At 72.0% G+C, this 22,481-nt stretch carries 21 protein-coding genes; 18 read left to right on the top strand and 3 right to left on the bottom strand.

Annotated features, from left to right (window positions below; genetic code table 11):
- Nucleotides 1-200: 200 nt before the first annotated feature.
- A complete protein-coding gene (locus ACGFYN_RS21260; protein WP_393867380.1) occupies nt 201-614 on the bottom strand; it encodes a pyridoxamine 5'-phosphate oxidase family protein in 414 nt (137 codons plus the stop codon).
- 116 nt (nt 615-730) lie between these two features.
- On the opposite strand from ACGFYN_RS21260, the gene clpB reads away from it, so the two are divergent.
- Nucleotides 731-3,328 (top strand): ATP-dependent chaperone ClpB, encoded by a 2,598-nt coding sequence (gene clpB / locus ACGFYN_RS21255; RefSeq protein WP_393867379.1) that lies wholly within the window; start codon nt 731-733, stop codon nt 3,326-3,328.
- Nucleotides 3,329-3,403: 75 nt separating this feature from the next.
- Nucleotides 3,404-3,937: a YbjN domain-containing protein gene (locus tag ACGFYN_RS21250; RefSeq protein WP_393867378.1), complete on the top strand. Its 534-nt coding sequence runs from the start codon at nt 3,404-3,406 to the stop codon at nt 3,935-3,937.
- Nucleotides 3,938-3,946: 9 nt separating this feature from the next.
- Here the strand turns inward: ACGFYN_RS21250 and ACGFYN_RS21245 are convergent, their stop codons facing one another.
- Together ACGFYN_RS21245 and ACGFYN_RS21240 are read right to left on the bottom strand one after the other, a co-directional pair.
- Nucleotides 3,947-5,152 (bottom strand): mannosyltransferase family protein, encoded by a 1,206-nt coding sequence (locus tag ACGFYN_RS21245; RefSeq protein WP_393867377.1) that lies wholly within the window; start codon nt 5,150-5,152, stop codon nt 3,947-3,949.
- Between the two features lie 152 nt (nt 5,153-5,304).
- Nucleotides 5,305-6,486 carry a pyridoxal phosphate-dependent aminotransferase gene (locus tag ACGFYN_RS21240; RefSeq protein ID WP_393867376.1) on the bottom strand — a complete coding sequence of 394 codons (1,182 nt, stop codon included), beginning with the start codon at nt 6,484-6,486 and terminating at the stop codon, nt 5,305-5,307.
- A 133-nt stretch (nt 6,487-6,619) separates the two neighbouring features.
- Between ACGFYN_RS21240 and ACGFYN_RS21235 the strand changes: the two genes are divergently transcribed.
- From ACGFYN_RS21235 to ACGFYN_RS21160, 16 genes are all read left to right on the top strand, one after another.
- Nucleotides 6,620-7,069: a hypothetical protein gene (locus tag ACGFYN_RS21235; protein WP_393867375.1), complete on the top strand. Its 450-nt coding sequence runs from the start codon at nt 6,620-6,622 to the stop codon at nt 7,067-7,069.
- A gap of 124 nt (nt 7,070-7,193) precedes the next feature.
- Complete coding sequence (locus ACGFYN_RS21230) at nt 7,194-7,484, top strand: hypothetical protein (protein ID WP_393867374.1); 291 nt, start codon at nt 7,194-7,196, stop codon at nt 7,482-7,484.
- A 405-nt stretch (nt 7,485-7,889) separates the two neighbouring features.
- On the top strand, nt 7,890-8,426 hold the full coding sequence (locus ACGFYN_RS21225; RefSeq protein WP_393867373.1) for a DUF2617 family protein: 537 nt from the start codon (nt 7,890-7,892) through the stop codon (nt 8,424-8,426).
- Nucleotides 8,427-8,525: 99 nt separating this feature from the next.
- Nucleotides 8,526-10,157 (top strand): polyamine aminopropyltransferase, encoded by a 1,632-nt coding sequence (locus tag ACGFYN_RS21220; protein ID WP_393867372.1) that lies wholly within the window; start codon nt 8,526-8,528, stop codon nt 10,155-10,157.
- Between the two features lie 102 nt (nt 10,158-10,259).
- Nucleotides 10,260-11,171 carry an SRPBCC domain-containing protein gene (locus ACGFYN_RS21215; protein ID WP_393867371.1) on the top strand — a complete coding sequence of 304 codons (912 nt, stop codon included), beginning with the start codon at nt 10,260-10,262 and terminating at the stop codon, nt 11,169-11,171.
- 62 nt (nt 11,172-11,233) lie between these two features.
- The gene (locus tag ACGFYN_RS21210) at nt 11,234-12,040 is read left to right on the top strand and encodes an aldose 1-epimerase (protein WP_393867370.1); all 807 of its coding nucleotides are present in this window, start codon (nt 11,234-11,236) and stop codon (nt 12,038-12,040) included.
- A 10-nt stretch (nt 12,041-12,050) separates the two neighbouring features.
- Entirely contained in the window at nt 12,051-12,599 is a 549-nt protein-coding gene (pyrE, locus tag ACGFYN_RS21205; RefSeq protein ID WP_393867369.1) for an orotate phosphoribosyltransferase, read from the top strand.
- A 172-nt stretch (nt 12,600-12,771) separates the two neighbouring features.
- Nucleotides 12,772-13,794 (top strand): class II fructose-bisphosphate aldolase, encoded by a 1,023-nt coding sequence (gene fbaA, locus ACGFYN_RS21200; protein WP_393867368.1) that lies wholly within the window; start codon nt 12,772-12,774, stop codon nt 13,792-13,794.
- Between the two features lie 75 nt (nt 13,795-13,869).
- Nucleotides 13,870-15,363 (top strand): MFS transporter, encoded by a 1,494-nt coding sequence (locus ACGFYN_RS21195; RefSeq protein ID WP_393867367.1) that lies wholly within the window; start codon nt 13,870-13,872, stop codon nt 15,361-15,363.
- An 18-nt stretch (nt 15,364-15,381) separates the two neighbouring features.
- The gene (locus tag ACGFYN_RS21190; RefSeq protein WP_393867366.1) at nt 15,382-15,795 is read left to right on the top strand and encodes a DUF3151 domain-containing protein; all 414 of its coding nucleotides are present in this window, start codon (nt 15,382-15,384) and stop codon (nt 15,793-15,795) included.
- A 150-nt stretch (nt 15,796-15,945) separates the two neighbouring features.
- The gene (locus ACGFYN_RS21185) at nt 15,946-16,776 is read left to right on the top strand and encodes a tryptophan 2,3-dioxygenase family protein (RefSeq protein ID WP_393867365.1); all 831 of its coding nucleotides are present in this window, start codon (nt 15,946-15,948) and stop codon (nt 16,774-16,776) included.
- Entirely contained in the window at nt 16,769-17,974 is a 1,206-nt protein-coding gene (kynU, locus tag ACGFYN_RS21180; RefSeq protein ID WP_393867364.1) for a kynureninase, read from the top strand. The genes ACGFYN_RS21185 and kynU overlap by 8 nt, the downstream gene beginning before the upstream one ends.
- A 189-nt stretch (nt 17,975-18,163) precedes the next feature.
- Nucleotides 18,164-19,048 (top strand): alpha/beta hydrolase family protein, encoded by an 885-nt coding sequence (locus ACGFYN_RS21175; protein ID WP_393867363.1) that lies wholly within the window; start codon nt 18,164-18,166, stop codon nt 19,046-19,048.
- 118 nt (nt 19,049-19,166) lie between these two features.
- On the top strand, nt 19,167-20,534 hold the full coding sequence (locus ACGFYN_RS21170) for a sensor histidine kinase (protein ID WP_393867362.1): 1,368 nt from the start codon (nt 19,167-19,169) through the stop codon (nt 20,532-20,534).
- Nucleotides 20,531-21,199 carry a response regulator gene (locus ACGFYN_RS21165; protein WP_393867361.1) on the top strand — a complete coding sequence of 223 codons (669 nt, stop codon included), beginning with the start codon at nt 20,531-20,533 and terminating at the stop codon, nt 21,197-21,199. The genes ACGFYN_RS21170 and ACGFYN_RS21165 overlap by 4 nt, the downstream gene beginning before the upstream one ends.
- A 19-nt stretch (nt 21,200-21,218) precedes the next feature.
- Nucleotides 21,219-22,436: a cytochrome P450 gene (locus tag ACGFYN_RS21160; protein ID WP_393867360.1), complete on the top strand. Its 1,218-nt coding sequence runs from the start codon at nt 21,219-21,221 to the stop codon at nt 22,434-22,436.
- The last annotated feature ends 45 nt before the right edge of the window (nt 22,437-22,481 follow it).

Below are 22,481 nucleotides of genomic sequence, written 5' to 3'. Positions count from 1 at the left end.
CCCCACCCCCTGTATTTCTAGAACACCAAACATACCAGCACACCCCCCCCCCCCCCCCCCCCCCACCCGACCCCCCCCCCCCCCCCCCCCCCCCCCCGCGGGCCCCCCCCCCCCCCCCCCCCCCCCCCCCCGCTGCAGCTTTGGCGGACATTTCCCGCTATCGACCGTATGGTTCCGCGCGTGTCCATGGCTGAAAATCATCAGGCGTTGCCCATGGCCCGGGTGAGCTCGATCTCGATCACGACGCGTGACGGGTTCGGTGACGGTGTCCGTTCGTAGCGCTCGGCGTAGCGCCGCTCGGCCTCCGCGACCCGCTCCGGCTCGCTCCGTACGACGGCCCGGCCCTCCAGGGTCGCCCACCGTCGCCCCGCCACCTGGCACACCGCAACGCGGGCCCCCTCGGCCCCGGCGGCCAGCACGTTGGCCACTTTCCGGCTCGACTTGTTCGAGATCACCCGAGCGAGCCGGGCCTCGGGATCGTATGTGACTCCGACGGGCACGACGTGCGGGCTGCCGTCCGGGCGCGGGGTCGTCAGTGTGCACAGATGCCGCTCCCGCCAGAAGGTGAGATACGAGACGCCAGGGGCACCGGGATCCTGGGTGTACTTAGCCATGTTCCGGACGGTAGCCGGAAGATGGCCGGTCCCGCCCTTGAGTGGAATAGACTCAACTTTGTGTACGCTGCTCAAGTCAGGTGGATGACTGCTGACGCCAGGAGGAGAACGCGAACGTGGACGCCGAGCTGACCAACCGGAGCCGGGACGCCATCAACGCCGCCGGCAACCGGGCCGTGACCGAGGGACACCCCGACCTCACGCCCGCACACCTGCTCCTCGCTCTGCTCCAGGGGCAGGACAACGAGAACATCGTCGATCTTCTGTCCGCGGTCAACGCCGACCAGGCGGCCGTCCGGGCCGGGGCTGAGAAGGCGCTCGCCTCGCTGCCCAGCGTGACCGGCTCGACCGTGGCGCCCCCGCAGCCCAACCGGGACCTCCTCGCCGTCATCGCGGACGCGCAGGCGCGCGCCAGGGACCTCGGTGACGAGTTCCTCTCCACCGAGCACCTGCTCCTCGGGATCGCGGCCAAGGGCGGCGCAGCCGGTGACGTACTGTCCGGACAGGGGGCCACGGCGAAGAAGCTGCAGGAGGCCTTCCAGCAGGCGAGGGGAGGACGCCGGGTGACCACACCCGATCCGGAGGGCCAGTACAAGGCCCTGGAGAAGTTCGGCACGGACTTCACGGCCGCGGCGCGCGAGGGCCGGCTCGACCCGGTGATCGGCCGGGACCAGGAGATCCGCCGCGTCGTGCAGGTGCTCTCGCGCCGTACGAAGAACAACCCGGTCCTCATCGGCGAGCCCGGCGTCGGCAAGACCGCCGTCGTCGAGGGACTCGCCCAGCGGATCGTCAAGGGCGATGTGCCGGAGTCCCTGCGGGACAAGCGGCTGGTGGCGCTGGACCTCGGCGCGATGGTCGCGGGTGCGAAGTACCGCGGCGAGTTCGAGGAGCGGCTGAAGACGGTCCTGGCGGAGATCAAGGACTCCGACGGCCAGATCATCACCTTCATCGACGAGCTGCACACCGTCGTGGGCGCGGGCGCCGGCGGCGACTCGGCCATGGACGCCGGCAACATGCTGAAGCCGATGCTGGCCCGTGGCGAGCTGCGCATGGTCGGCGCGACGACGCTGGACGAGTACCGCGAGCGGATCGAGAAGGACCCGGCGCTGGAGCGCCGCTTCCAGCAGGTGCTGGTGGCGGAGCCGTCGGTCGAGGACACGATCGCGATCCTGCGCGGGCTCAAGGGCCGTTACGAGGCCCACCACAAGGTGCAGATCGCGGACAGCGCCCTGGTGGCCGCCGCGACCCTCTCCGACCGGTACATCACCTCCCGCTTCCTGCCCGACAAGGCCATCGACCTGGTCGACGAGGCGGCCTCCCGCCTCCGTATGGAGATCGACTCCTCGCCCGTCGAGATCGACGAACTCCAGCGCATCGTCGACCGGTTCAGGATGGAGGAGCTGGCGCTGGAGAAGGAGACCGACCCGGCCTCCCGCGAGCGCCTGGAGAAGCTGCGCCGCGACCGCGCCGACAAGGAGGAGGAGCTGCGGGGCCTGACCGCGCGCTGGGAGAAGGAGAAGCAGTCCCTCAACCGCGTCGGTGAACTGAAGGAGAAGCTCGACGAGTTGCGCGGGACGGCCGAACGGGCCCAGCGCGAGGGCGACTTCGACACCGCCTCCAAGCTGCTCTACGGCGAGATCCCCACCCTGGAAAGGGACTTGGAGGAGGCCAGCGAGGCCGAGGAGGAGGTCTCCAAGGACACCATGGTCAAGGAGGAGGTCGGCTCCGACGACATCGCGGACGTCGTCGCCGCCTGGACCGGTATCCCCGCCGGGCGCCTCCTGGAGGGCGAGACGCAGAAGCTGCTGCGCATGGAGGAGGAGCTGGGCAGGCGGCTGATCGGCCAGGCCGAGGCCGTGCAGGCGGTGTCCGACGCGGTGCGGCGCACCCGGGCCGGCGTCGCCGACCCCGACCGCCCGACCGGCTCCTTCCTCTTCCTCGGCCCGACCGGCGTCGGCAAGACCGAACTCGCCAAGGCGCTCGCCGACTTCCTCTTCGACGACGAGCGGGCGATGGTCCGCATCGACATGTCCGAGTACGGCGAGAAGCACAGCGTGGCCCGCCTGGTCGGCGCCCCGCCCGGCTACGTCGGGTACGAGGAGGGCGGCCAGCTCACCGAGGCGGTGCGCAGGCGCCCGTACAGCGTCGTGCTGCTCGACGAGGTGGAGAAGGCCCACCCCGAGGTCTTCGACGTGCTGCTCCAGGTCCTGGACGACGGCCGTCTGACGGATGGTCAGGGCCGTACGGTCGACTTCCGCAACACCATCCTGGTGCTGACGTCCAACCTGGGCAGCCAGTTCCTGGTGGACCCGCTGACCGGCGAGGAGGAGAAGAAGGAGCAGGTCCTGGAGGTGGTCCGGACGTCCTTCAAGCCGGAGTTCCTCAACCGCCTCGACGACCTGGTGGTCTTCTCCGCGCTGAACAAGGACGAGCTGAGCCGCATCGCCCGTCTCCAGCTCGACCGGCTGGCCGCGCGTCTCGCGGACCGCCGGCTCACGCTGGAGGTCACCGACGACGCCCTGGCCTGGCTCGCCGACGAGGGGAACGACCCGGCCTACGGCGCCCGGCCGCTGCGCCGGCTGGTGCAGACGGCCATCGGCGACCGCCTGGCCAAGGAGATCCTCGCGGGCGAGGTCAAGGACGGCGACACGGTCCGCGTGGACTCCTTCGGAGAAGGCCTGATCGTGGGTCCTGCCACCGGAAAGACCTTGTGACGGAGGGTGCCGGGGTTGCCACCACCCTCCCCGCATGAGGGAGGATGGCGGCATCCGTACGAAGGGAAAATCACGGTGAGCATCGACCCGTCCTCGATTCCGAACTTCGGGGGTCAGCCCGAGCCGCAGCAAGGACCGGCGGGCCCCGTCGTCCCGGATCAGGACCTCGTGAAGCAGCTCCTCGACCAGATGGAGCTCAAGTACGTCGTCGACGAAGAGGGTGACCTCGCGGCGCCGTGGGAGCAGTTCCGTACGTACTTCATGTTCCGTGGCGAGGACGACCAGCAGGTCTTCTCGGTGCGGACGTTCTACGACCGGCCCCACCAGATCGACGAGAAGCCCCAGCTGCTGGAGTCCATCGACGACTGGAACCGACGGACCCTGTGGCCCAAGGTCTACAGCCACACCCACGACGACGGCACCGTCCGCCTGATCGGCGAGGCGCAGATGCTGATCGGCACCGGCGTCAGCCTGGAGCACTTCGTCTCCTCCACGGTCAGCTGGGTGCGCGCCGCCATCGAGTTCGACCGGTGGCTCGTCGAGCAGCTCGGCCTCGAGCAGGAGGTCAACGAAGCGGACGAGAAGCCCGAGGGCGACGACGAGGAGTAGGCCCTCCCCCTACAGAGGCATATGGGCGAGTACGACCAGATACGCCCCGTAGCCGAACGAGAGCCCGGCCAGGGCACCGACCACCACGGTCGCGTGCCGGGGCCGGGCTCTGGCCGTACGGACCAGGGCCTGGGCGAGCGGCAGCAGCAGCGGGAAGGCGGGCAGCAGGAAGCGGGGCTTGGACTCGAAGTAGCCGGACCCGCCGAGGACGATCAGCAGCAGGACGCCGCTGTACACCAGCAGAAGCAGCGGGGCGCGGTCGGCGATCAGCAGCGCGTACAGCACGACGGCCGCCGCGACGATCACCATGGTCATCGGGAGGACCAGCCGGTCGCCCTGGAGCAGCAGATGGCGGACGAACTTCAGCGCCCCCTCGCCGAAGTCGAACCGCGAGCCCCACAGCCGCTGCACCTCGAAGTACCCGCCGAGCAGGTCCCCGGTGCGGTGGCCGACCCACAGCACGTAGGCCGCCCACCCGGCGGGCGCGAGCGCGGCGCCCGTCCACAGCCTGTGGGAAACCCCGCGGCGCTCACGGAGACACCGCCACATCTCGTACGCCGCCGCCGCGAGCACCGCCGCGGCCACCGCGACGCCGTTGGGCCGGGCCAGCCCCGCGAGGGCCGCCAAAGCGCCCGCCCACAGCCAGCGACCGGTGAGCACCGCGTACAGCGACCAGGCGGCGAAGGCGGTGAGCAGCGGTTCCGTGTACGCCATCGACAGCACCACGGAGTGCGGCAGCAGACCCCAGAGCAGGACCAGGGCGACCGCGACGGCCCGCCCGTGCAGCCGGGCGCCGACCGCGTGGATCCCGCAGGCCGCGACGGCGGCGGCGGTCCACGACACGAGCAGCCCCGCGGCGCCCCCACTGAGCGGCGTGAGGGTGTGCACGGCGCGCACGAGCGCCGGGTACAGCGGGAAGAACGCCAGGTCGCTGTAGACACCGGGCCGCAGGTGCGGGGTCGGGACGTATCCGTGGGCGGCGATCCCCAGGTACCACAGGGAGTCCCAGGAGCGGCCGAGCAGGCCGAACGGGTTGCGTCCGGTGGTCGCCCCGGCGGCCATTGCGACGGCGGCGGTGCCCAGCAGCCGGGCGGCGAGGAACAGCCCGAGGGCGGTGGCCATCCCGGCCGCCGGAGGTGACAGTGCGTGGTCCTTGGCGGCGGAGTCCGGCTCGGCGGTGGTGGACGGGCGTGCGAGGGTGCTGGCTTGCGTCACACCGGCACATTGCGTGCCGGACCGGGCGGTGCGCGAGTGCTGGGGGCCCGAGTGGGTGCGGTCCCGGGTGCCCGGGCGTGTCTGCGTGACACGAGGGCCGAAGGCTGTTCAAGCCGTCCCGGGCGCCGACCCGGTTGTCCCGGCCCTCGCGCTCACATCGCCCGCAGCCGCTTCACCGCCTCCTCCAGCACCCCGGTCTGCTTGCAGAACGCGAACCGCACGAAGGGCGCGCCCTCCTCGCGGTGGTCGTAGAAGACGGCGTTCGGGATGGCGACGACGCCCGCCCGCTCGGGCAGGGCGCGGCAGAAGGCGAAACCGTCCCTCTCGCCGAGAGGGCGGATGTCGGTGGTGACGAAGTACGTGCCGGCGGGCCGGAAGACCCCGAAGCCGGCCTCAGCCAGGCCCGCGGCCAGCAGGTCGCGCTTGGCCAGCATGTCCGCGCGGAAGGCGGTGAAGTACGTGTCGGGCAGCGCCAGCGCCTCGGCGACGGCGTACTGGAACGGCCCGGCCGAGACGTAGGTCAGGAACTGCTTCGCCGAGCGGACCGCCGTGACCAGCGCCGGCGTCGCGGTCACCCAGCCGACCTTCCAGCCGGTGAAGGAGAACGTCTTGCCCGCCGAGCCGATCGTGACCGTGCGCTCCCGCATCCCCGGGAAGGCCGCGAGCGGCACGTGCTCGCCGTCGAAGACCAGGTGCTCGTAGACCTCGTCGGTGACGACGAGCAGGTCCCGCTCGACGGCCAGCTCGGCGATCGCGGTGAGCTCGGCGCGGGTGAGGACCGTGCCCGTGGGGTTGTGCGGGGTGTTGAGGAGCAGCAGCCGGGTGCGGCCGGTGACCGCGGCGCGCAGCTCGTCCAGGTCCAGGCGGAAGCTGCCCTCGTGCGGGCGCAGGGTGACGGGCACGCGCGTGCCGCCCGCCATCGCGATGCCGGCGGCGTAGGAGTCGTAGTACGGCTCGAGGGCGATCACCTCGTCGCCGTGCTCCAGCAGGGCCAGCAGGGACGCGGCGATGGCCTCCGTCGCGCCGGCGGTGACGAGGATCTCCGTGCCGGGGTCGTACGACAGGCCGTACCGCCGCTCCTGGTGCGCGGCGATCGCGGTGCGCAGCTCGGGGATGCCCGGGCCCGGCGGGTACTGGTTGCCGCGCCCGTCGCGCAGCGCCCGGACCGCCGCCTCCCGGACCTCCTCGGGGCCGTCCGTGTCGGGAAAGCCCTGGCCCAGGTTGATCGCGCCGGTCTGCACGGCCAGGGCCGACATCTCGGCGAAGATCGTGGTCCCGAACTCGGCGAGACGGCTGTTGAGGAGCGGACGGCTGCTGGAGGTCATGCCGGCCATCCTGCGCCGAAGGTCCTGAGTTGCTCAACTCGCCCTCGCATCGCCGGTCGAGCGCCGACGGCGCCACGGTGTTCACGCCTGGTCGCCCTGTCGCCCCAACTCCTATGCTCCGACGATGGATTGGGGCACAGTTGTGAGCACCGTGACAGGAGCGGTCATCGGAGTGGGCGCCACCTCTTTGTCCGACCGGTCCAGGTGGCGGCGGGAGCAGTCCGAGCGTCGTACGGCCGTCAAGCGCGAGCTGTACGCGGCGTACCTCGCGGCCGTCGCGCGCACCTGGAGCGAGATCCGCGCGGTGGTCCTCGACGGCACCGAGCCCTGGCCCGAGCGTGCGCACCGTGCGGGCGAGGCCTACCGGAACGGACGCGTCTACGAGCTGCGCTACCAGATCTCCATCACCGCCCCGGCGGACATCGTCGCCCTGTCCGACCAGGTCATGCGCGGCATACGGGACCTCGTCGAGGAACTCGCGGCCGGAGAGACCTTCAGCGACTGGGCCGATCTGAGAAGTGCCAACCTCGGATGGTTCGACGCCTTCGACATCCTGCGGGGCAGGATGCGCCTCGACCTCGCCGCCGCCTAGACGTCCCTCAGAAGTTCCTCAACTCTGCTTTGGCCGGAGAAGCGGCCGGGCATTCCTGGTTCACGCAGGAAACAGAGGCGCCCACGGGGGGCTGCTTCGGTTCTACCGAAAGGACGGTGACGCCATGACCGGCTTCATCGTGGCGGCGGTCGTGATCGTGTTCGTGGCGATCGTCGTGTCGGCAGTGCGCAAGGGCGGTTCGAAGCGGTACGGCTCGGCGGGCCGGCGCGGATCGTACGCCGCCGGGAGCGGCGGCAGCTGGTGGGCCGGTGACGGCGGCTCGTCGGGCGGGCACGGAGGACACCACGGGGGTCACCACTCCTGCGGGGGCGGCCACTCCTCCTGCGGTGGCGGGTCGTCCTGTGGTGGCGGGTCCTCCTGCGGCGGCGGGGGTGGATGCGGCGGAGGCAGCTGACACGGGGCAGCCGAGCTCTGTCAGGGGGAGCCGCATCCCCTCCCGTCATGTTCTGTCCCACCCGTCGAACACCCGCCGGAGCCCACGCCCCGGCGGGTGTTCGAACGCTCCGGCGTACGCATCGCGGCCCTGGCGTACGCCATGGTTGAACAGTTGAGCAGGGGAGCCCTCTGAGGGATGGAAACCCAACGAAGTTGGGTAAAAAGGCTGTGGTGGCGCCACCGTTCATGATTCCCTCTAAAACACCGACGCAGCCCCACTCGGACGTCCCGCGTAGACCTTCTGACCTCCTGACTGGGCTGACCGGGCCGATTCCCCGGGAGTCGCCGGTGTGTGCCGGACCCCCACAGCTTCCCGTTCCCCATTCCCCCCTTTTTTCTTTGCGTGCCAGCGGAGAGCCGATCCATGCTCACGACCCTGAACACCTCATACACCGACACGCGCGCGGCCGACCTCGCCTGGGCCCTCGGGCGTGACCCGCTCGACGCGCTGGCCACCCTCGACCTCGAACTGGCGAGCACGAAGCTGCAGTTGAGACTGCTGGGCGCGTCCCACCAGGTACTCCTGGAGGAGGAGCGGGGCAGCTGTTCGGAGACGGTGGCGTGCATTCCCGGCAGCAGCACCCCGCTGCCGCTGGGCGTCGCCAAGCGCGTGGGCGACTGGGAGTACGAGTTCGCGGCCCGCGTGGAGGTGCTGTCCCCCGGTTCGTTCGCGGGGCGCGCGCAGGAGTTGCTCGCGCTGGTCGCCGACCATCCGCACGGCCTGGCGGGCGTCTTCCCCGGCAGCCCGCACGCGTTCACCGCCCTGCTGGCCCAGCGGCACGGGGGCCAGGTCCACTGGCGGACCTGGCACGCATACCCGCAGGACGGGCAGTTGGTGGCGACGCGGACCCGCGTGGGAGTCCGGGTGCCGGCGGCGCAACTCAGTCCGGCGGACGCCTGACCCGGACCCGCGCCCTCAAACACCGGACGCCCAACTGACCGACAGTTCCACACGTGTGGGTGACGAAGCGTGACTCTGCCGTGACGTAACGTCGCAGTCGTGATCGAACCGCACGCCCCGGCACCACCCGGCCCCCCGCCCGACTGGGCGGGCCCGGCGCGGCTGCCCGTGCAGCCCGACACCGGACGGCTCCTCGTGCTCGCGTGCGTGTTCGTCTGCGCGGCCTGCGGACTCGTGTACGAACTGGAACTGGTAGCCCTGGCCTCGTACTTGATCGGCGACTCGGTCACCCAGGCCTCGGTCGTCCTGTCCGTCATGGTCTTCGCCATGGGCATCGGCTCACTCGGCGCGAAGCGCCTGCGCTGGCGGGCCGCGGCCGGCTTCGGCGCGATCGAGGCGATCCTCGCGCTCGTCGGCGGCTCCAGCGCGATGGCCCTGTACGCCGTCTTCGCGTGGACCGGCGGCTGGGGCGGACTGTGGGGCCCGCGCTGGCTCCTGGTCGCCTTCTCGCTGACGATCGGTCTGCTGATCGGCGCCGAGGTCCCGCTCCTGATGGAGCTGATCCAGCGCATCCGGCGCCAGGACGCGGGCGGCGTGGTGGCCGACCTGTTCGCGGCGGACTACGTCGGCGCACTGGTCGGCGGACTCGCCTTCCCGTTCCTTCTCCTGCCGCTGCTGGGGCAGTTGACGGGTGCCCTGATCACCGGTGCCGTCAACGCGATCGCCGGCGGCGCCCTCGTCCTCGGCCTGTTCCGCCGCGACCTGACGCCCCGGGCGCGCTGTCTGCTGCTGGTCGCCAACCTCACCGTCCTCGGCCTCCTCGCCTCCGCTGCCGCCCTGGTCGACGACTTCGAACGGGCGGCGCGGCACGCGGTCTACGGCAAGGACGTGCGCGTCGCGCTGCAGACCGGCATCCAGGAGGTCGTCCTCACGGGCGGCACCCACGGCCGCCCCCTGGACCTCTTCCTCGACGGCCGCCTCAGGGTCAGCGGCCGCGACGAACTCCGGTACCACGAGGCCCTGGTGCACCCCGCGATGGACGGCCCCCACGCGCGCGTGCTCATCCTCGGCGGCGGGGACGGCCTGGCCGCGCGCGAAGTGCTGCGCCACTTCGGGGTGCACCGCGTGGACGTCGTAGAACTCGACCCGGAAGTCGTCCGGTTGGCCCGGCACGACCCGGCCCTGTCGCGGCTCAACGGCCACGCCTTCGACGACCCGCGCGTGCGCGAGACGACGGCCGACGCCTTCCGCTGGCTGCGCACGGCACCGGTCTCGACGTACGACGTGATCGTCGCCGACCTCCCCGACCCGGGCATCACCGCCAGCACGAAGCTCTACTCCGAGGAGTTCTACGGCCTCGCCCGCCGCGCCCTCGCGCCCGGTGGCCGCCTCGTGGTGCACGCGGGCCCGGTCGCCACCCGGCCGCGCGCGTTCTGGACGGTGGACGCGACCCTGCACGCCGCAGGTCTGCGCACCGTCCCCTACCGGGTGAGCGGCCGGGACGCCGGCTTCGCCGCGGGACCCGACCGCTCCGTCGGCGCGTCCCGCGCCCCGCGCGACTGGGGCTTCCTCCTGGCGGCCGCGCACGCCCGCCCGCGCCTGGCCCTGGACCCGAACCAGCCACCCCCGCGCACCCTCGCCGGGCCGCTCCTGGGGTCGGACGCCAGGGCCGCGGCGGCCACGCGCATCGGCGGTCTGCCGGCCTCGACGCTGGTGCATCCGCGGTACTGAACGGGCGGGAGGCGGTTGCCGAAGCACTGTCACGACCCGCCGCGCGGTCACTTTCGACCAACGGGGGTGCAGGATCCGGCCTCCTGGGTAGGCTCGCGTGACATGGAGCATGAGGTGTTCGTTCCGGTTCCGGTCCAGCGGCTGCAGAAGACCCTCGCCGACCCGGCAAGGGTCGCCCGCGCGGTCCCCGGCCTCCAGCAGGACGCGGGCGCGGAGCCCGTCACGGGGCGGCTGAAAGTGCGCGTGGGCAGCCACTCCGTCACCTACCGGGGCACCGTCCGTGTCACCCTGCGGGACGACGGTTCGTACACCGCCGAGGGCGACGGCACCGAGGCGCGCGGCACCGGCTCCGTCAAGCTCGCGCTGACGCTCCGCGTCGAGGAGGCCGAGGGCGGCTCCCGGCTGGTCTTCGGGGGGACGGCCTCCGCGCAGGGCCGACTCACCGAACTCCCGGCCGAGCAGGTCGCGTCGGCCGCCACACGGCTGCTGAACCGTTTCGCGGAGAACCTCGCGGCGCAGTCGGCGGAGCCCTCCGCCGGCTCCGGGGCGCCCGAGGAACCCGAATACCTCGTCACCCAGGACTTCGAGCCCAAGGCGACCAGCGACTTCGAGACCACCCCCGACGCCGACGACGCGCCCGCTCCCGGTGCCGAGACCACCTCGGTCTTCGACCACGAGGTCCCCCCGCCGTCCCTGGACCCGCTCGCGGAGGAGGACGACGAGACCGAGGAGGACGGCGCCGCCGCCGCGACCCCCGCCTCCGGCTCCGGCGCCGGCTCCGACGACTTCACGGGTGCCTCCGAAGCCCCCGCAGAAGCGGCCCACGCCCGGCGCACGATGATCGGCCGCAGCGCGGAGGAGGTCGACCACGCGCCGCCCCGCGGCCGTTACGCCCCCGTCCCGGCCCCGCAGACGGTCTCCGGGGGCTCCCCGCTGCGCTGGGCGGCCCCGGCGGCGGCCGTCGTGCTCGCGTCGGCGATCGTCGTCGGCCGGGTGCTGCGCAAACGGCGCTGAACGTGCGGCGGCAGGATGCCGACAGGGCGCGGCGGTCTTGATCGCCCCAGTAGGGTCGTCCCGTGAGTAACGAAGACATCACGCTGACCGCGGGCGACGCGGAGGTGACCGTGCGGCCGGGCAACGGCGGCCGGGTTGCGGGAGTACGCGTCGGTGGCACCGAACTGCTGCGCCAGGGCGAGCGCTTCGGCTGCTTCCCGATGGCCCCCTGGTGCGGGCGGCTCAGGGACGGCCGCTTCCGGGACGGCGCGACCGTCCGCCAGATGCCCCTCAACTCCCCGCCGCACGCCATCCACGGCACCGCCCGCGACGGCGCGTGGAGCGTCGTGCGCGCGGACGGCGGCGAGGCGGTCATCTCCCGCGAGCTGGTCGAGCCCTGGCCCTGGCCCGCCCTGGTCACGCAGCAGTTCGCCCTCACGCCCGAATCGCTGACGCTGACGATGTCCGTGGAGACGCACCGCTCGTCCTTCCCGGCCCAGGTCGGCTGGCACCCCTGGTTCAACCGCACCCTCGTGCGCGGGGACGGTGCCGCAGGCGAGGACGTACGCCTCGACTTCAGCCCGGCCTGGCAGGAGGAGCGCGGCGCGGACCACCTGCCGACCGGCAACCGCGTCGAACCGAAGCCCGGCCCCTGGGACGACTGCTTCGGCACACCCGGCGGCGTCGACGTCACCCTGACCTGGCCCGGGCAGCTGGAGCTGAAGGTGACCAGCCGCGAGGAGTGGGTCGTCGTCTACGACGAGCAGCGGGAGGCCGTGTGCGTGGAACCGCAGACCGGCCCGCCCGACGGCCTGAACACCCTGCCCCGGCAGGTCACGCTGCTGGAGCCGCTCGAAGCGACGATGACCTGGGCTTGGCGGCAGCTTTAAGCTGACTGGCATGACGGACGTACGTGGCGAACTGCTGCAGCAGATCAAGGACAAGGCCGTGGTGCACGGCAAGGTGACCCTGTCTTCGGGGCTGGAGGCGGACTACTACATCGATCTGCGCCGGATCACCCTTGACGGTGAGGCCGCCCCGCTGGTCGGGCAGGTGCTGCTGGATCTGACCGCGGACCTCGACTTCGACGCGGTGGGCGGTCTGACCATGGGCGCCGACCCGGTCGCCGGCGCCATGCTGCACGCGGCCGCCGCGCGCGGGAAGCGGCTGGACGCCTTCGTGGTGCGCAAGGCCGCCAAGGCACACGGTCTGCAGCGCCGCGTCGAGGGCCCGGACATCGCGGGCCGCCGGGTGCTGGTCGTCGAGGACACCTCCACCACCGGCGGCTCCCCGCTGGCGGCCGTCGAGGCGGTGCGCGAGGCGGGCGCGGAGGTGGCCGGCGTGGCGACCATCGTGGACCGTGCGACCGGCGCCGCCGAGAAGATCCAGGAGGGCGCGGCAGTGCCCTACCTGTTCGCGTTCTCGAAGGACGAGCTGGGTCTCGACTGACCGGCTCGCCCGCCCAGAGGTTGTCCACAGGGCGGTATCCACAAGCTGGACAGTACGGGCGGAGCATCCGGCCGAGTCTGGAAAGATGGGGCCGACGATGACGTCATCCCCAAGGTCTAGGTCAGGGCCGTAGTACGTAGAACGCCAACCGCACATACCAAGGAGCGGACAGATGCCCATCGCAACTCCCGAGGTCTACAACGAGATGCTGGACCGGGCGAAGGCAGGCAAGTTCGCCTACCCGGCCATCAACGTGACCTCGAGCCAGACCCTGCACGCGGCGCTGCGCGGTTTCGCCGAGGCGGAGAGCGACGGCATCGTCCAGATCTCCACGGGTGGCGCCGAGTTCCTGGGCGGCCAGTACAGCAAGGAGATGGTCACCGGCTCGGTGGCCCTGGCCGAGTACGCGCACATCGTCGCCGAGAAGTACCCGGTCACGGTCGCCCTGCACACCGACCACTGCCCGAAGGACAAGCTCGACGGGTACGTACGCCCGCTGCTGGCGATCTCCGAGGAGCGCGTGCAGGCCGGCCGCAACCCGCTCTTCCAGTCGCACATGTGGGACGGCTCGGCGGAGACCCTCGCCGACAACCTGTCCATCGCGCAGGAGCTGCTGGAGCGCGCCCGCGCCGCCAAGATCATCCTCGAGGTCGAGATCACCCCGACCGGCGGCGAGGAGGACGGCGTCTCGCACGAGATCAACGACTCGCTGTACACCACGGTCGACGACGCCATCCGCACCGCCGAGGCCCTGGGCCTGGGCGAGAAGGGCCGCTACCTCCTGGCCGCGTCCTTCGGCAACGTCCACGGCGTCTACAAGCCGGGCAACGTCGTGCTGCGTCCGGAGCTCCTGAAGGAGCTGAACGAGGGCGTGGGCGCGAAGTACGGCAAGCAGTCCCCGTTCGACTTCGTCTTCCACGGCGGCTCCGGCTCCACCGAGCAGGAGATCCGCACCGCGCTGGAGAACGGCGTGGTCAAGATGAACATCGACACGGACACGCAGTACGCCTTCACGCGTCCCGTGGCCGACCACATGCTGAAGAACTACGACGGCGTGCTGAAGGTCGACGGCGAGGTCGGCTCCAAGAAGACCTACGACCCGCGCACCTGGGGCAAGCTCGCCGAGGCGAGCATGGCCGCGCGCGTGACCGAGGCCTGCGGCAACCTGCGCTCGACCGGCACGAAGATCAAGTAACCGGAAGCGGTCCCCGGGCCGTCTTCTTCCGCGAGCCCGGTGCTACGGCACCGGGCTCGCTGTATACCTGGGGTCATGCCAGACGTCCGGATCTCCTCCCCCCAGGGCAAGTGGATCCTGCTCACCACCGTCCTCGGCTCCAGCATGGCCATGCTGGACTCCACCGTCGTCAACGTCGCCCTGCCGCGCATCGGCCGCGACCTGCACACCAACCTCGCCGCGCTCCAGTGGACGGTCAACGCGCACATGCTGACGCTGGCCGGCCTGATCCTGCTCGGCGGTTCCCTCGGCGACCACTACGGCCGCCGCAAGATCTTCGTCATCGGCGTCGTCTGGTTCGCCGCGGCGTCCCTGCTGTGCGGCCTCGCGCCGAGCTCCGGCATCCTCATCGCCGCCCGCGCCCTGCAGGGGGTCGGCGGCGCGCTTCTCACACCGGGCTCCCTCGCCCTGATCCAGGCGTCGTTCCACCCCGACGACCGCGGCAGGGCGGTCGGCCTGTGGTCCGGCTTCGGAGGCATCGGCGCGGCCGTCGGCCCGTTCCTGGGCGGCTGGCTGGTGGACGGCCCCGGCTGGCGCTGGGTGTTCCTGCTCAACGTCCCGGTGGCCCTGGTGTGTGCCCCGATCGCCCTGCGCCACGTCCCCGAGTCGTCGGACGGCCGCTCCCACGGCCGTTTCGACGTCCTCGGCGCGGTCCTCGCCGCGGTCTCCCTGGGCCTGGTCACCTACGCCCTGATCGAGGCCCGCCAGGGCTCGCTGGTCGTCGCCGTCACCGCGGTGGCCGGAGTGGCCGCGGGCGTGGCCTTCGTGCAGGTCGAGAAGCGCAGCCCGGACCCGATGATGCCGCTGGACATCTTCGCCTCCCGCCAGTTCACGGCCGTCAACCTGGTCACCCTGTGCGTGTACGCGGCGTTCGGCGGCTTCTTCTTCCTCACCGCCCTCCAACTCCAGGTCGCCGTCGGCTGGACGCCCCTCGCCGCCGGTACGGCCCTGCTGCCGACCACCGCCCTGATGCTGCTGTTCTCGGCCCGCTCCGGCGCCCTGGCCGACCGCATCGGGCCCCGCATCCCGCTCACCCTCGGCCCCCTGCTGTGCGCGGCCGGGATGCTGCTGATGCTGCGGGTCGGGCCGGGCGCCTCGTACGTGCGCGACGTCCTGCCCGCCGTCCTGGTCCTGGGCGTCGGCATGGTCACGCTGGTCGCTCCGCTGACCTCGACCGTCCTGGGCTCCGTGGACACCGCGCGGGCGGGCCTGGCCAGCGGCATCAACAACGCCAGTGCCCGCGCGGCCGGCCTGATCGCGGTGGCCGCGCTGCCGCTGCTCGCCGGCATGGGCCCGGAGGCCTACCGCTCCGCCGACGCCTTCGACGACGCCTTCCACCAGGCGATGCTGATCTGCGCCGGCGTCCTGGTGGCCGGCTCGGCGTTGGCCTTCGCGACGGTGCGCTCCCTGCCCCCGGACTGCCGCCGCCCGGAGTGCCGTACGCACGGGTCGGTCACGGCGCCGCCCCTGGAGGGGCAGCGGACAGCCAAGCTGCCGGAGACGGCGGAGCAGACGCCCCGCACCGAGTGATGCCGCAGACTTGGACCCATGTCGATTCACGAGAACCTCCTCGGGGGCCCGCCCCCGACCCACCTCCCCGACGATCCCGCGCCCCGCGAGCTGCTGGCGAGCGGCACCGCGCCGGCGGACGTCGCCGCCAAGTACCCGACGTCCTCGCTGGCCTGGGCCCAGCTGGCCGACGAGGCGTTCGAGCGGGGCAGCGTCGTGGAGTCGTACGCTTATGCCCGTACGGGCTACCACCGCGGCCTGGACGCCCTGCGCCGCAGTGGCTGGAAGGGCCACGGACCGGTGCCGTGGGAGCACGAGCCGAACCGCGGCTTCCTGCGCGCCCTGCACGCCCTCGCCCGCGCCGCGCAGTCCATCGGCGAGCAGGAGGAGTACGAGCGCTGCTCGCAGTTCCTGAAGGACTCCTCGCCGACGGCGGCCCAGACGCTGGGCTAGGGCAGGCGGTGTCCGCGGGTCCGCCCGGTGTGACAGGGCGGACCTTGCGGCACCCGGAGTGATTGCGGAGGATGCCGTTGGGGACCGGGGCCCCCGTGCCGGTAACGGCAGGGGCGGACCGCTACCCGTAGCACACATCAGGAGACAGCGATGTCCCACGAGGCTTCCGAGCCCGAGACCCCGCATCTCGATTTCCAGGGCACGACACCGTACGAGGACTACGTCCAGGCGGACGTGCTCACCCACCTCCAGCACACCCTCTCCGACGATCCCGGAGAGATGGTCTTCCTGGTCACGACCCAGGTGATGGAGCTGTGGTTCACCGTGATCGTCCACGAGTGGGAGACCGCGGCGCGGTCCCTTCGTGAGGACCGGGTGCAGGTGGCGGTCGACGCGCTGAAGCGCTCGGTGAGGGAGCTGGAGGCGCTGAACGCCTCCTGGAGGCCCCTCGGGCAGCTCACCCCGGCCCAGTTCAACTCCTACCGGTCCGCCCTCGGCGAGGGCTCCGGCTTCCAGTCGGCGATGTACCGGCGGATGGAGTTCCTGCTCGGCGAGAAGTCCGCGTCCATGCTGGTCCCGCACCGAGGCGCCCCGCGCGTCCACGCCGAGCTGGAGAAGGCGCTGCACGAGCCGAGCCTGTACGACGAGGTGCTGCGCCTGCTCGCACGGCGCGGCCGGCCGATCCCCGGCTCGGTCCTGCAGCGCGACGTGTCGCGTCGCTACGACCCTTCGGAGGCGGTGGAGGCCGTCTGGACCGACATCTACTCCGGTGACGAGCACGCCGAACTCGCCCGCCTGGGCGAGGCGTTGACGGACGTCGCCGAACTGGTGTGGCGATGGCGCAACGACCACCTCGTGGCCACCCGCCGCGCGATGGGCGCCAAGGCCGGCACGGGCGGCTCCGCGGGCGTGGCCTGGCTGGAGAAGCGCGCGCAGAAGAACGTCTTCCCCGAGCTGTGGACGGCGAGGTCCCATGTCTGAGGTGACCGAACTGGCCGCCAGGGCGGGCAAGCTGGACGCCGGCGACGAGCTGTCCGCAGTGCGGGAGAAGTTCGTCCTCGACGAGGTGGTGTACCTCGACGGCAACTCCCTCGGCGCACTGCCGGCGGCCGTCCCGGGCCGGATGGACGACGTCGTACGGCGCCAGTGGGGCGAGTTGCGCATCCGGTCCTGGGACGAGAGCGGCTGGTGGACGGCGCCCGAGCGGATCGGCGACCGGATCGCGCCGCTGGTCGGGGCGGCGCCCGGGCAGATCGTGGTCGGCGACTCGACAAGTGTCAACGTCTTCAAGGCAGTTGTGGGCGCGGTACGGCTCGCGCGGCTCACCGGCGGCGGCCGGGACGAGATCCTGGTCGACGCGACGACCTTCCCCACGGACGGGTACATCGCCGAGTCGGCGGCCCGGATGACGGGGTGCACGCTGCGTCCGCTGGAGCCGGCCGAGGTGCCGGGCGCGCTGTCCGGCCGTACGGCCGCCGTCCTGCTGAACCACGTCGACTACCGCACCGGCCGGCTGCACGACCTGCCCGGTCTGACGGCCGCGGTGCACGCGGCGGGCGCGGTGGCCGTCTGGGACCTGTGCCACAGCGCGGGCGCGCTGCCGGTCGGACTGGACGAGCACGGCGTCGACCTCGCCGTCGGCTGCACGTACAAGTACCTCAACGGCGGCCCGGGTTCACCGGCGTACCTCTATGTGCGCGGTGATCTCCAGGACCGCTTCGACTCCCCGCTGCCCGGCTGGAACTCCCATGCCGAGCCCTTCGGGATGCGGTCCGCGTACGAGCCCGCGTCCGGCGCGCTGCGCGGCCGGGTCGGCACCCCGGACATCCTCTCCATGCTCGCCCTGGAGGCGGCGCTGGAGGTCTGGGACGGCGTCGCGGTCGAGGCGGTGCGGGCCAAGTCCCTCGCCCTGACGGACTTCTTCCTGGAGTGCGTGCGTGAGTACGTGCCCGCGGGGCGGGTGGAGTCGCTGACCCCGGCGGCCCACGCTGAGCGCGGCAGCCAGGTGGCGCTGAGGTGTGAGGACGCCGGGGACGTCATGAAGCGGCTGATCGAGCGGGGCGTGGTCGGGGACTTCCGGCATCCGGACGTCCTCCGGTTCGGCTTCACTCCCCTCTACGTCGGGTTCGGCGACGTCGAGCGGGCGGCCCGGGTGCTGGCCGAGACGCTCGCCGGATAGCCCGCGCGCTCGCGGCGCGGCCGGGCAGTCCCTCGGAACTGCCCGGCTTGCGCGGTTACAGAACCGTTTCCCCCTCACCGAGCGTCACATCCCCGTATCCGCGCACGTCACGGGCCTGATACCGTCCCCGCCAACGGCCGATTTCTCACTTGGTCCGCCAAATACGTTACGTCGCTGAGAGGTTGGAGCATGCCGGACGACGCCGCAGCAGCCCGGGCCGCCGCCGAAGAGGAGTCGGCGTTCGCGCATCCGGCGGTCGATCCCGACTCCACCGCGGCGTACGGCGACCACCCGGACCAGCTGATCGACTTCTACCTCCCGCGCGTGGAGATGGTCCCAGGAAGCCCCGCCCCGCTGGTCGTCGTGCTGCACGGGGGCGCCTGGCGAGCGGCGTACGACCGCCGGCACATCTCCCCGTTCGCGGACTTCCTCGCCCGGCGCGGCTTCGCCGTGGCCAGCGTGGAGTACCGGCGGGGGAGCGCGATCCCGGCACAGGGCGGGAGCGGACCCGTCGCGGGCCGGTGGCCGGAGACCTTCGACGACGTCGCGGCCGCGCTCGACGCACTGCCCGGCCTGGTGCGCGAGCGCCTGGTGCAGGCCGATCCGCGCCGCATGGTGATCACCGGGCACTCCGCCGGCGGCCATCTCGCGCTGTGGGCGGCGGCCCGCCATCTGCTGCCCGACGACGCCCCCTGGCGCATCGGCCGGCCCGCGCCCCTGCGCGGGGTCGTCGCCCTGGCCCCGATCGGCGACTTCGAGGTCGCCGACAAGCTCGACGTGTGCGCCGGGGCGGCGCGTCAACTGCTGGGCGGCGAGGAGAAGTTCGCCGAGCGCCGGCCGTACGCCGACCCCTCTCTGCTGCTCCCCACCGGCATCGCGACCACCCTCGTCCAGGGCCGCGCCGACCTCACCGTCCCGCAGGCGGTCGCCGAGTCCTACGCGGACGCGGCGGCGAAGGCCGGCGAGGTCGTGGGCCTCACCCTCCTCGAAGAGGTCGGCCACTTCCCCCTGATCGACCCGGCGGCGGACGCGTGCGCGGTGGTCGCGGAGGAGATCGCCCAACTGGCCTGGTGACCCTCCCCCGCGGCGCCCCCGCGGACCGCCTTCGGCCGCCGTAGTACCTGAGAGGGAGGCTGAAGGACCATTCTCACTGGTGACGCCCGCGGCCCGGGCCTGCGCCTACCGTTTTACCGTGACCGACACCAGCCAGACGCAGTCGACGCCGCCGGAGCCGCCGGAGGGCGCGTTCGAGCCGTACAAACCGCGCAGCCCGGAGTTCCGGGCGGCCATGGACGCCCTGGGTGGGCTGCGGCAGGACCTGTTCCACGACGTGTTCGCCTACCGCCCGCTGCCCCGCGCGAGCGCCGACGGACGGTTCGCCCGCCGGCTGTCCGGCCGGATGCGCGACTACGCGACCTGGGGGCCGCACGCCCTGATCACGGTGGCCGGCCTGATCGCGATGCTCATCGCCACGAGCGGCTTCCGCGGCGCTGGCGTCAATCTGGTCCTCGGCCTGCTGGCGCTGATCCCGGTCCTGCTGACCATGGTCCGGCCGGTCGGCGCGTTCTGGCTGTCGATGCTCGCGACGCCGGTCGCCGCGGTGCTCGACGGCAACTGGGACGGTGAGTGGCCCTGGCCGGCCGGCAGCTTCGCCTGCCATCTGATCGTGCTCACGGTGGTGGCCATACGCACCAGGCCGCGCACCGCCGCCTGGATGTGGGCGCTGACGGGGGTGTACGGCTCCGTGATCGGCAGCCTCCTCGGCGGCGGCCACTACTTCGGCCCGAACACCGTGCAGCTGCTCTTCGTCTCCGCCCTCTCCCTGCTCGCCGTCTCGCTCTGGCACATCCGGCGCGACGCCCACCAGGAGGTGACCATCCAGCGGACGGTCACCGCGCACGAGCGGTCCCGGCGCACCCTGCTGGAAGAGCGCACGACGATCGCCCGCGAGCTGCACGACGTGGTCGCGCACCACATGTCGGTCGTCGCCATCCAGGCGGAGGCCGCCCCCTACCGGGTGGAGAACCCGCCGCCGGAGCTGGAGCGCGCCTTCGCCACCATCCGGGAGAACGCGGTGGCCGCGCTCACCGAGCTGCGCCGCGTCCTCGGCGTCGTCCGCGCCGAGGACTACGAGGCCCCGGACGCCCCGCAGCCCACCCTCGCCGACCTGGACGCGCTGCTCGCGAACGTGCGCGAGGCGGGCCTGAGCGTCGACAAGACGGTGACCGGAGCGGTGCGTGAACTCCCGCAGGGCGTCGAGCTGTCGGCGTACCGCATCGTCCAGGAGGCGCTGAGCAACAGCCTGCGGCACGCGCCGGGCGCGGGCGCGCGCGTCGAGATCGGCTACGTCCTCGGCGGCCTGGGCCTGCGCATAGTCAACGGCCCGCCGCCCGAGCCGAGCCTGGTGAAACCGTCACCGGGCGCGGGCCACGGCATCACGGGCATGCGGGAGCGGGTGTCGATGCTGAACGGCGAGATGACGGCGGCCCGCACCGACGAAGGAGGCTACGAGGTGACGGTGTTCCTGCCCGTCGCCGACACCAGGGACGGTGACGCATGACCATCCGCGTCCTGATCGCGGACGACCAGATGATGGTGCGCGAGGGCTTCTCGGTCCTGCTGAACGCGATGCCGGACATCGAGGTGGCCGGCGAGGCGGTCAACGGGCGCGAGGCCGTCGACCGGGTCCGTGAACTGTCCCCCGACGTCGTCCTGATGGACATCCGCATGCCCGAGCTGAACGGCATCGAGGCGACCCGCGAGATCGTGGCCGCCGACAGCACGTCGAAGGTGCTGGTGCTCACCACCTTCGACCTCGACGAGTACGTGTACCAGGCGCTGCGGGCGGGCGCCTCCGGCTTCCTGCTCAAGGACGCCTCGGCCCGCCAGCTCGCGGACGGCGTACGGGTGGTGGCCGCGGGCGAGGCGCTCCTCGCGCCCACCGTGACGAAGCGGCTGATCACGGAGTTCTCCAAGCTGTCGGCGGCGGCCCCGCGGCTGATGTCGTCCGCGCAGGCGGCGTACGGCGACCTGACCGAGCGGGAGACCGAGGTGCTGGTGCTGATCGCCCAGGGCCTGTCGAACGCGGAGATCGCCGGGCGGCTGGTGGTCGCCGAGTCGACGATCAAGACCCACGTCAGCCGCATCCTGGTGAAGCTGGGGCTCAGGGACCGCACGCAGGCGGCGGTGTTCGCCTACGAGGCCAGGCTGGTCACGCCGGGGTGAGCCGGGCTAGCGTCCGGGCATGGGAGCTGTTTCCGATCTCGCCTTCGACCCGTGGGACCCGGCGTTCGTCGCCGACCCGTATCCCGCCTACGCCGAACTGCGCGCCAAGGGCCGGGCGCACTACTTCGAGCCCACGGACCAGTGGCTGGTCCCCCGCCACGCGGACGTCTCGGCGCTGCTGCGCGACCGGCGTCTGGGGCGGACGTATCAGCACCGGTTCACGCACGAGGACTTCGGGCGGACGGCACCGCCGGCGGAGCACGAGCCGTTCCACACCCTCAACGACCACGGGATGCTCGACCTGGAGCCGCCGGACCACACCCGGATCCGGCGGCTGGTGTCGAAGGCGTTCACGCCGCGGACCGTCGAGCGGCTGAAGCCGTACGTGACGGATCTCGCCGGGTCGCTGGTGGACCGGCTGGTCGCGGCGGGCGGCGGTGACCTGCTGGCCGATGTCGCCGAGCCGCTGCCCGTCGCCGTCATCGCCGAGATGCTCGGCATCCCCGAGTCCGACCGGGCCCCTCTGCGCCCCTGGTCGGCGGACATCTGCGGGATGTACGAGCTGAATCCCCCGGAGGAAACGGCGCAGAAGGCCGTACAGGCCTCGGTCGAGTTCTCGGAGTACCTCCTGGAGCTGATCGCCGAGCGCCGCAAGCAGCCCGGCGAGGACCTGATCTCGGGGCTGATCGCCGCGTACGACGAGGGCGACCGGCTCACCGAGCAGGAGATGATCTCGACCTGCGTGCTGCTGCTGAACGCGGGCCACGAGGCGACGGTGAACGCCACCGTCAACGGCTGGTGGGCGCTGTTCCGCAACCCCGCCCAGCTCGCGGCGCTGCGCGCCGATCACTCCCTCGTCCCGTCCGCCGTCGAGGAGCTGATGCGCTACGACACCCCGCTCCAGCTCTTCGAGCGCTGGGTCCTGGACGAGATCGAGATCGCCGGCACGACGATCCCGAGGGGAGCGGAGGTCGCGATGCTCTTCGGCTCCGCGAACCACGACCCCGAGGTCTTCCGGCACCCCGAGACCCTCGACCTCTCCCGCGAGGACAACCCCCACATCTCCTTCAGCGCCGGCATCCACTACTGCATCGGCGCCCCTCTGGCCCGTATCGAACTGGCGGCGTCGATGAGGGCGTTGCTGGAGAAGGCGCCGGCCCTGAGCCCGGCGACGGAGCCCGAACGCAAGCCCAACTTCGTGATCCGGGGGCTGGAGGGACTCGCCGTCAACGTCTGACGCGTCGGACCAGGGCCCGTCGGACCGGCGCCGGTCAGGTTCCCG

Origin of the sequence: Streptomyces sp. NPDC048419 (assembly GCF_043200415.1) — a bacterium.
GTDB lineage: Bacteria > Actinomycetota > Actinomycetes > Streptomycetales > Streptomycetaceae > Streptomyces.
This window is presented reverse-complemented; position numbering and strand designations above follow the sequence as displayed.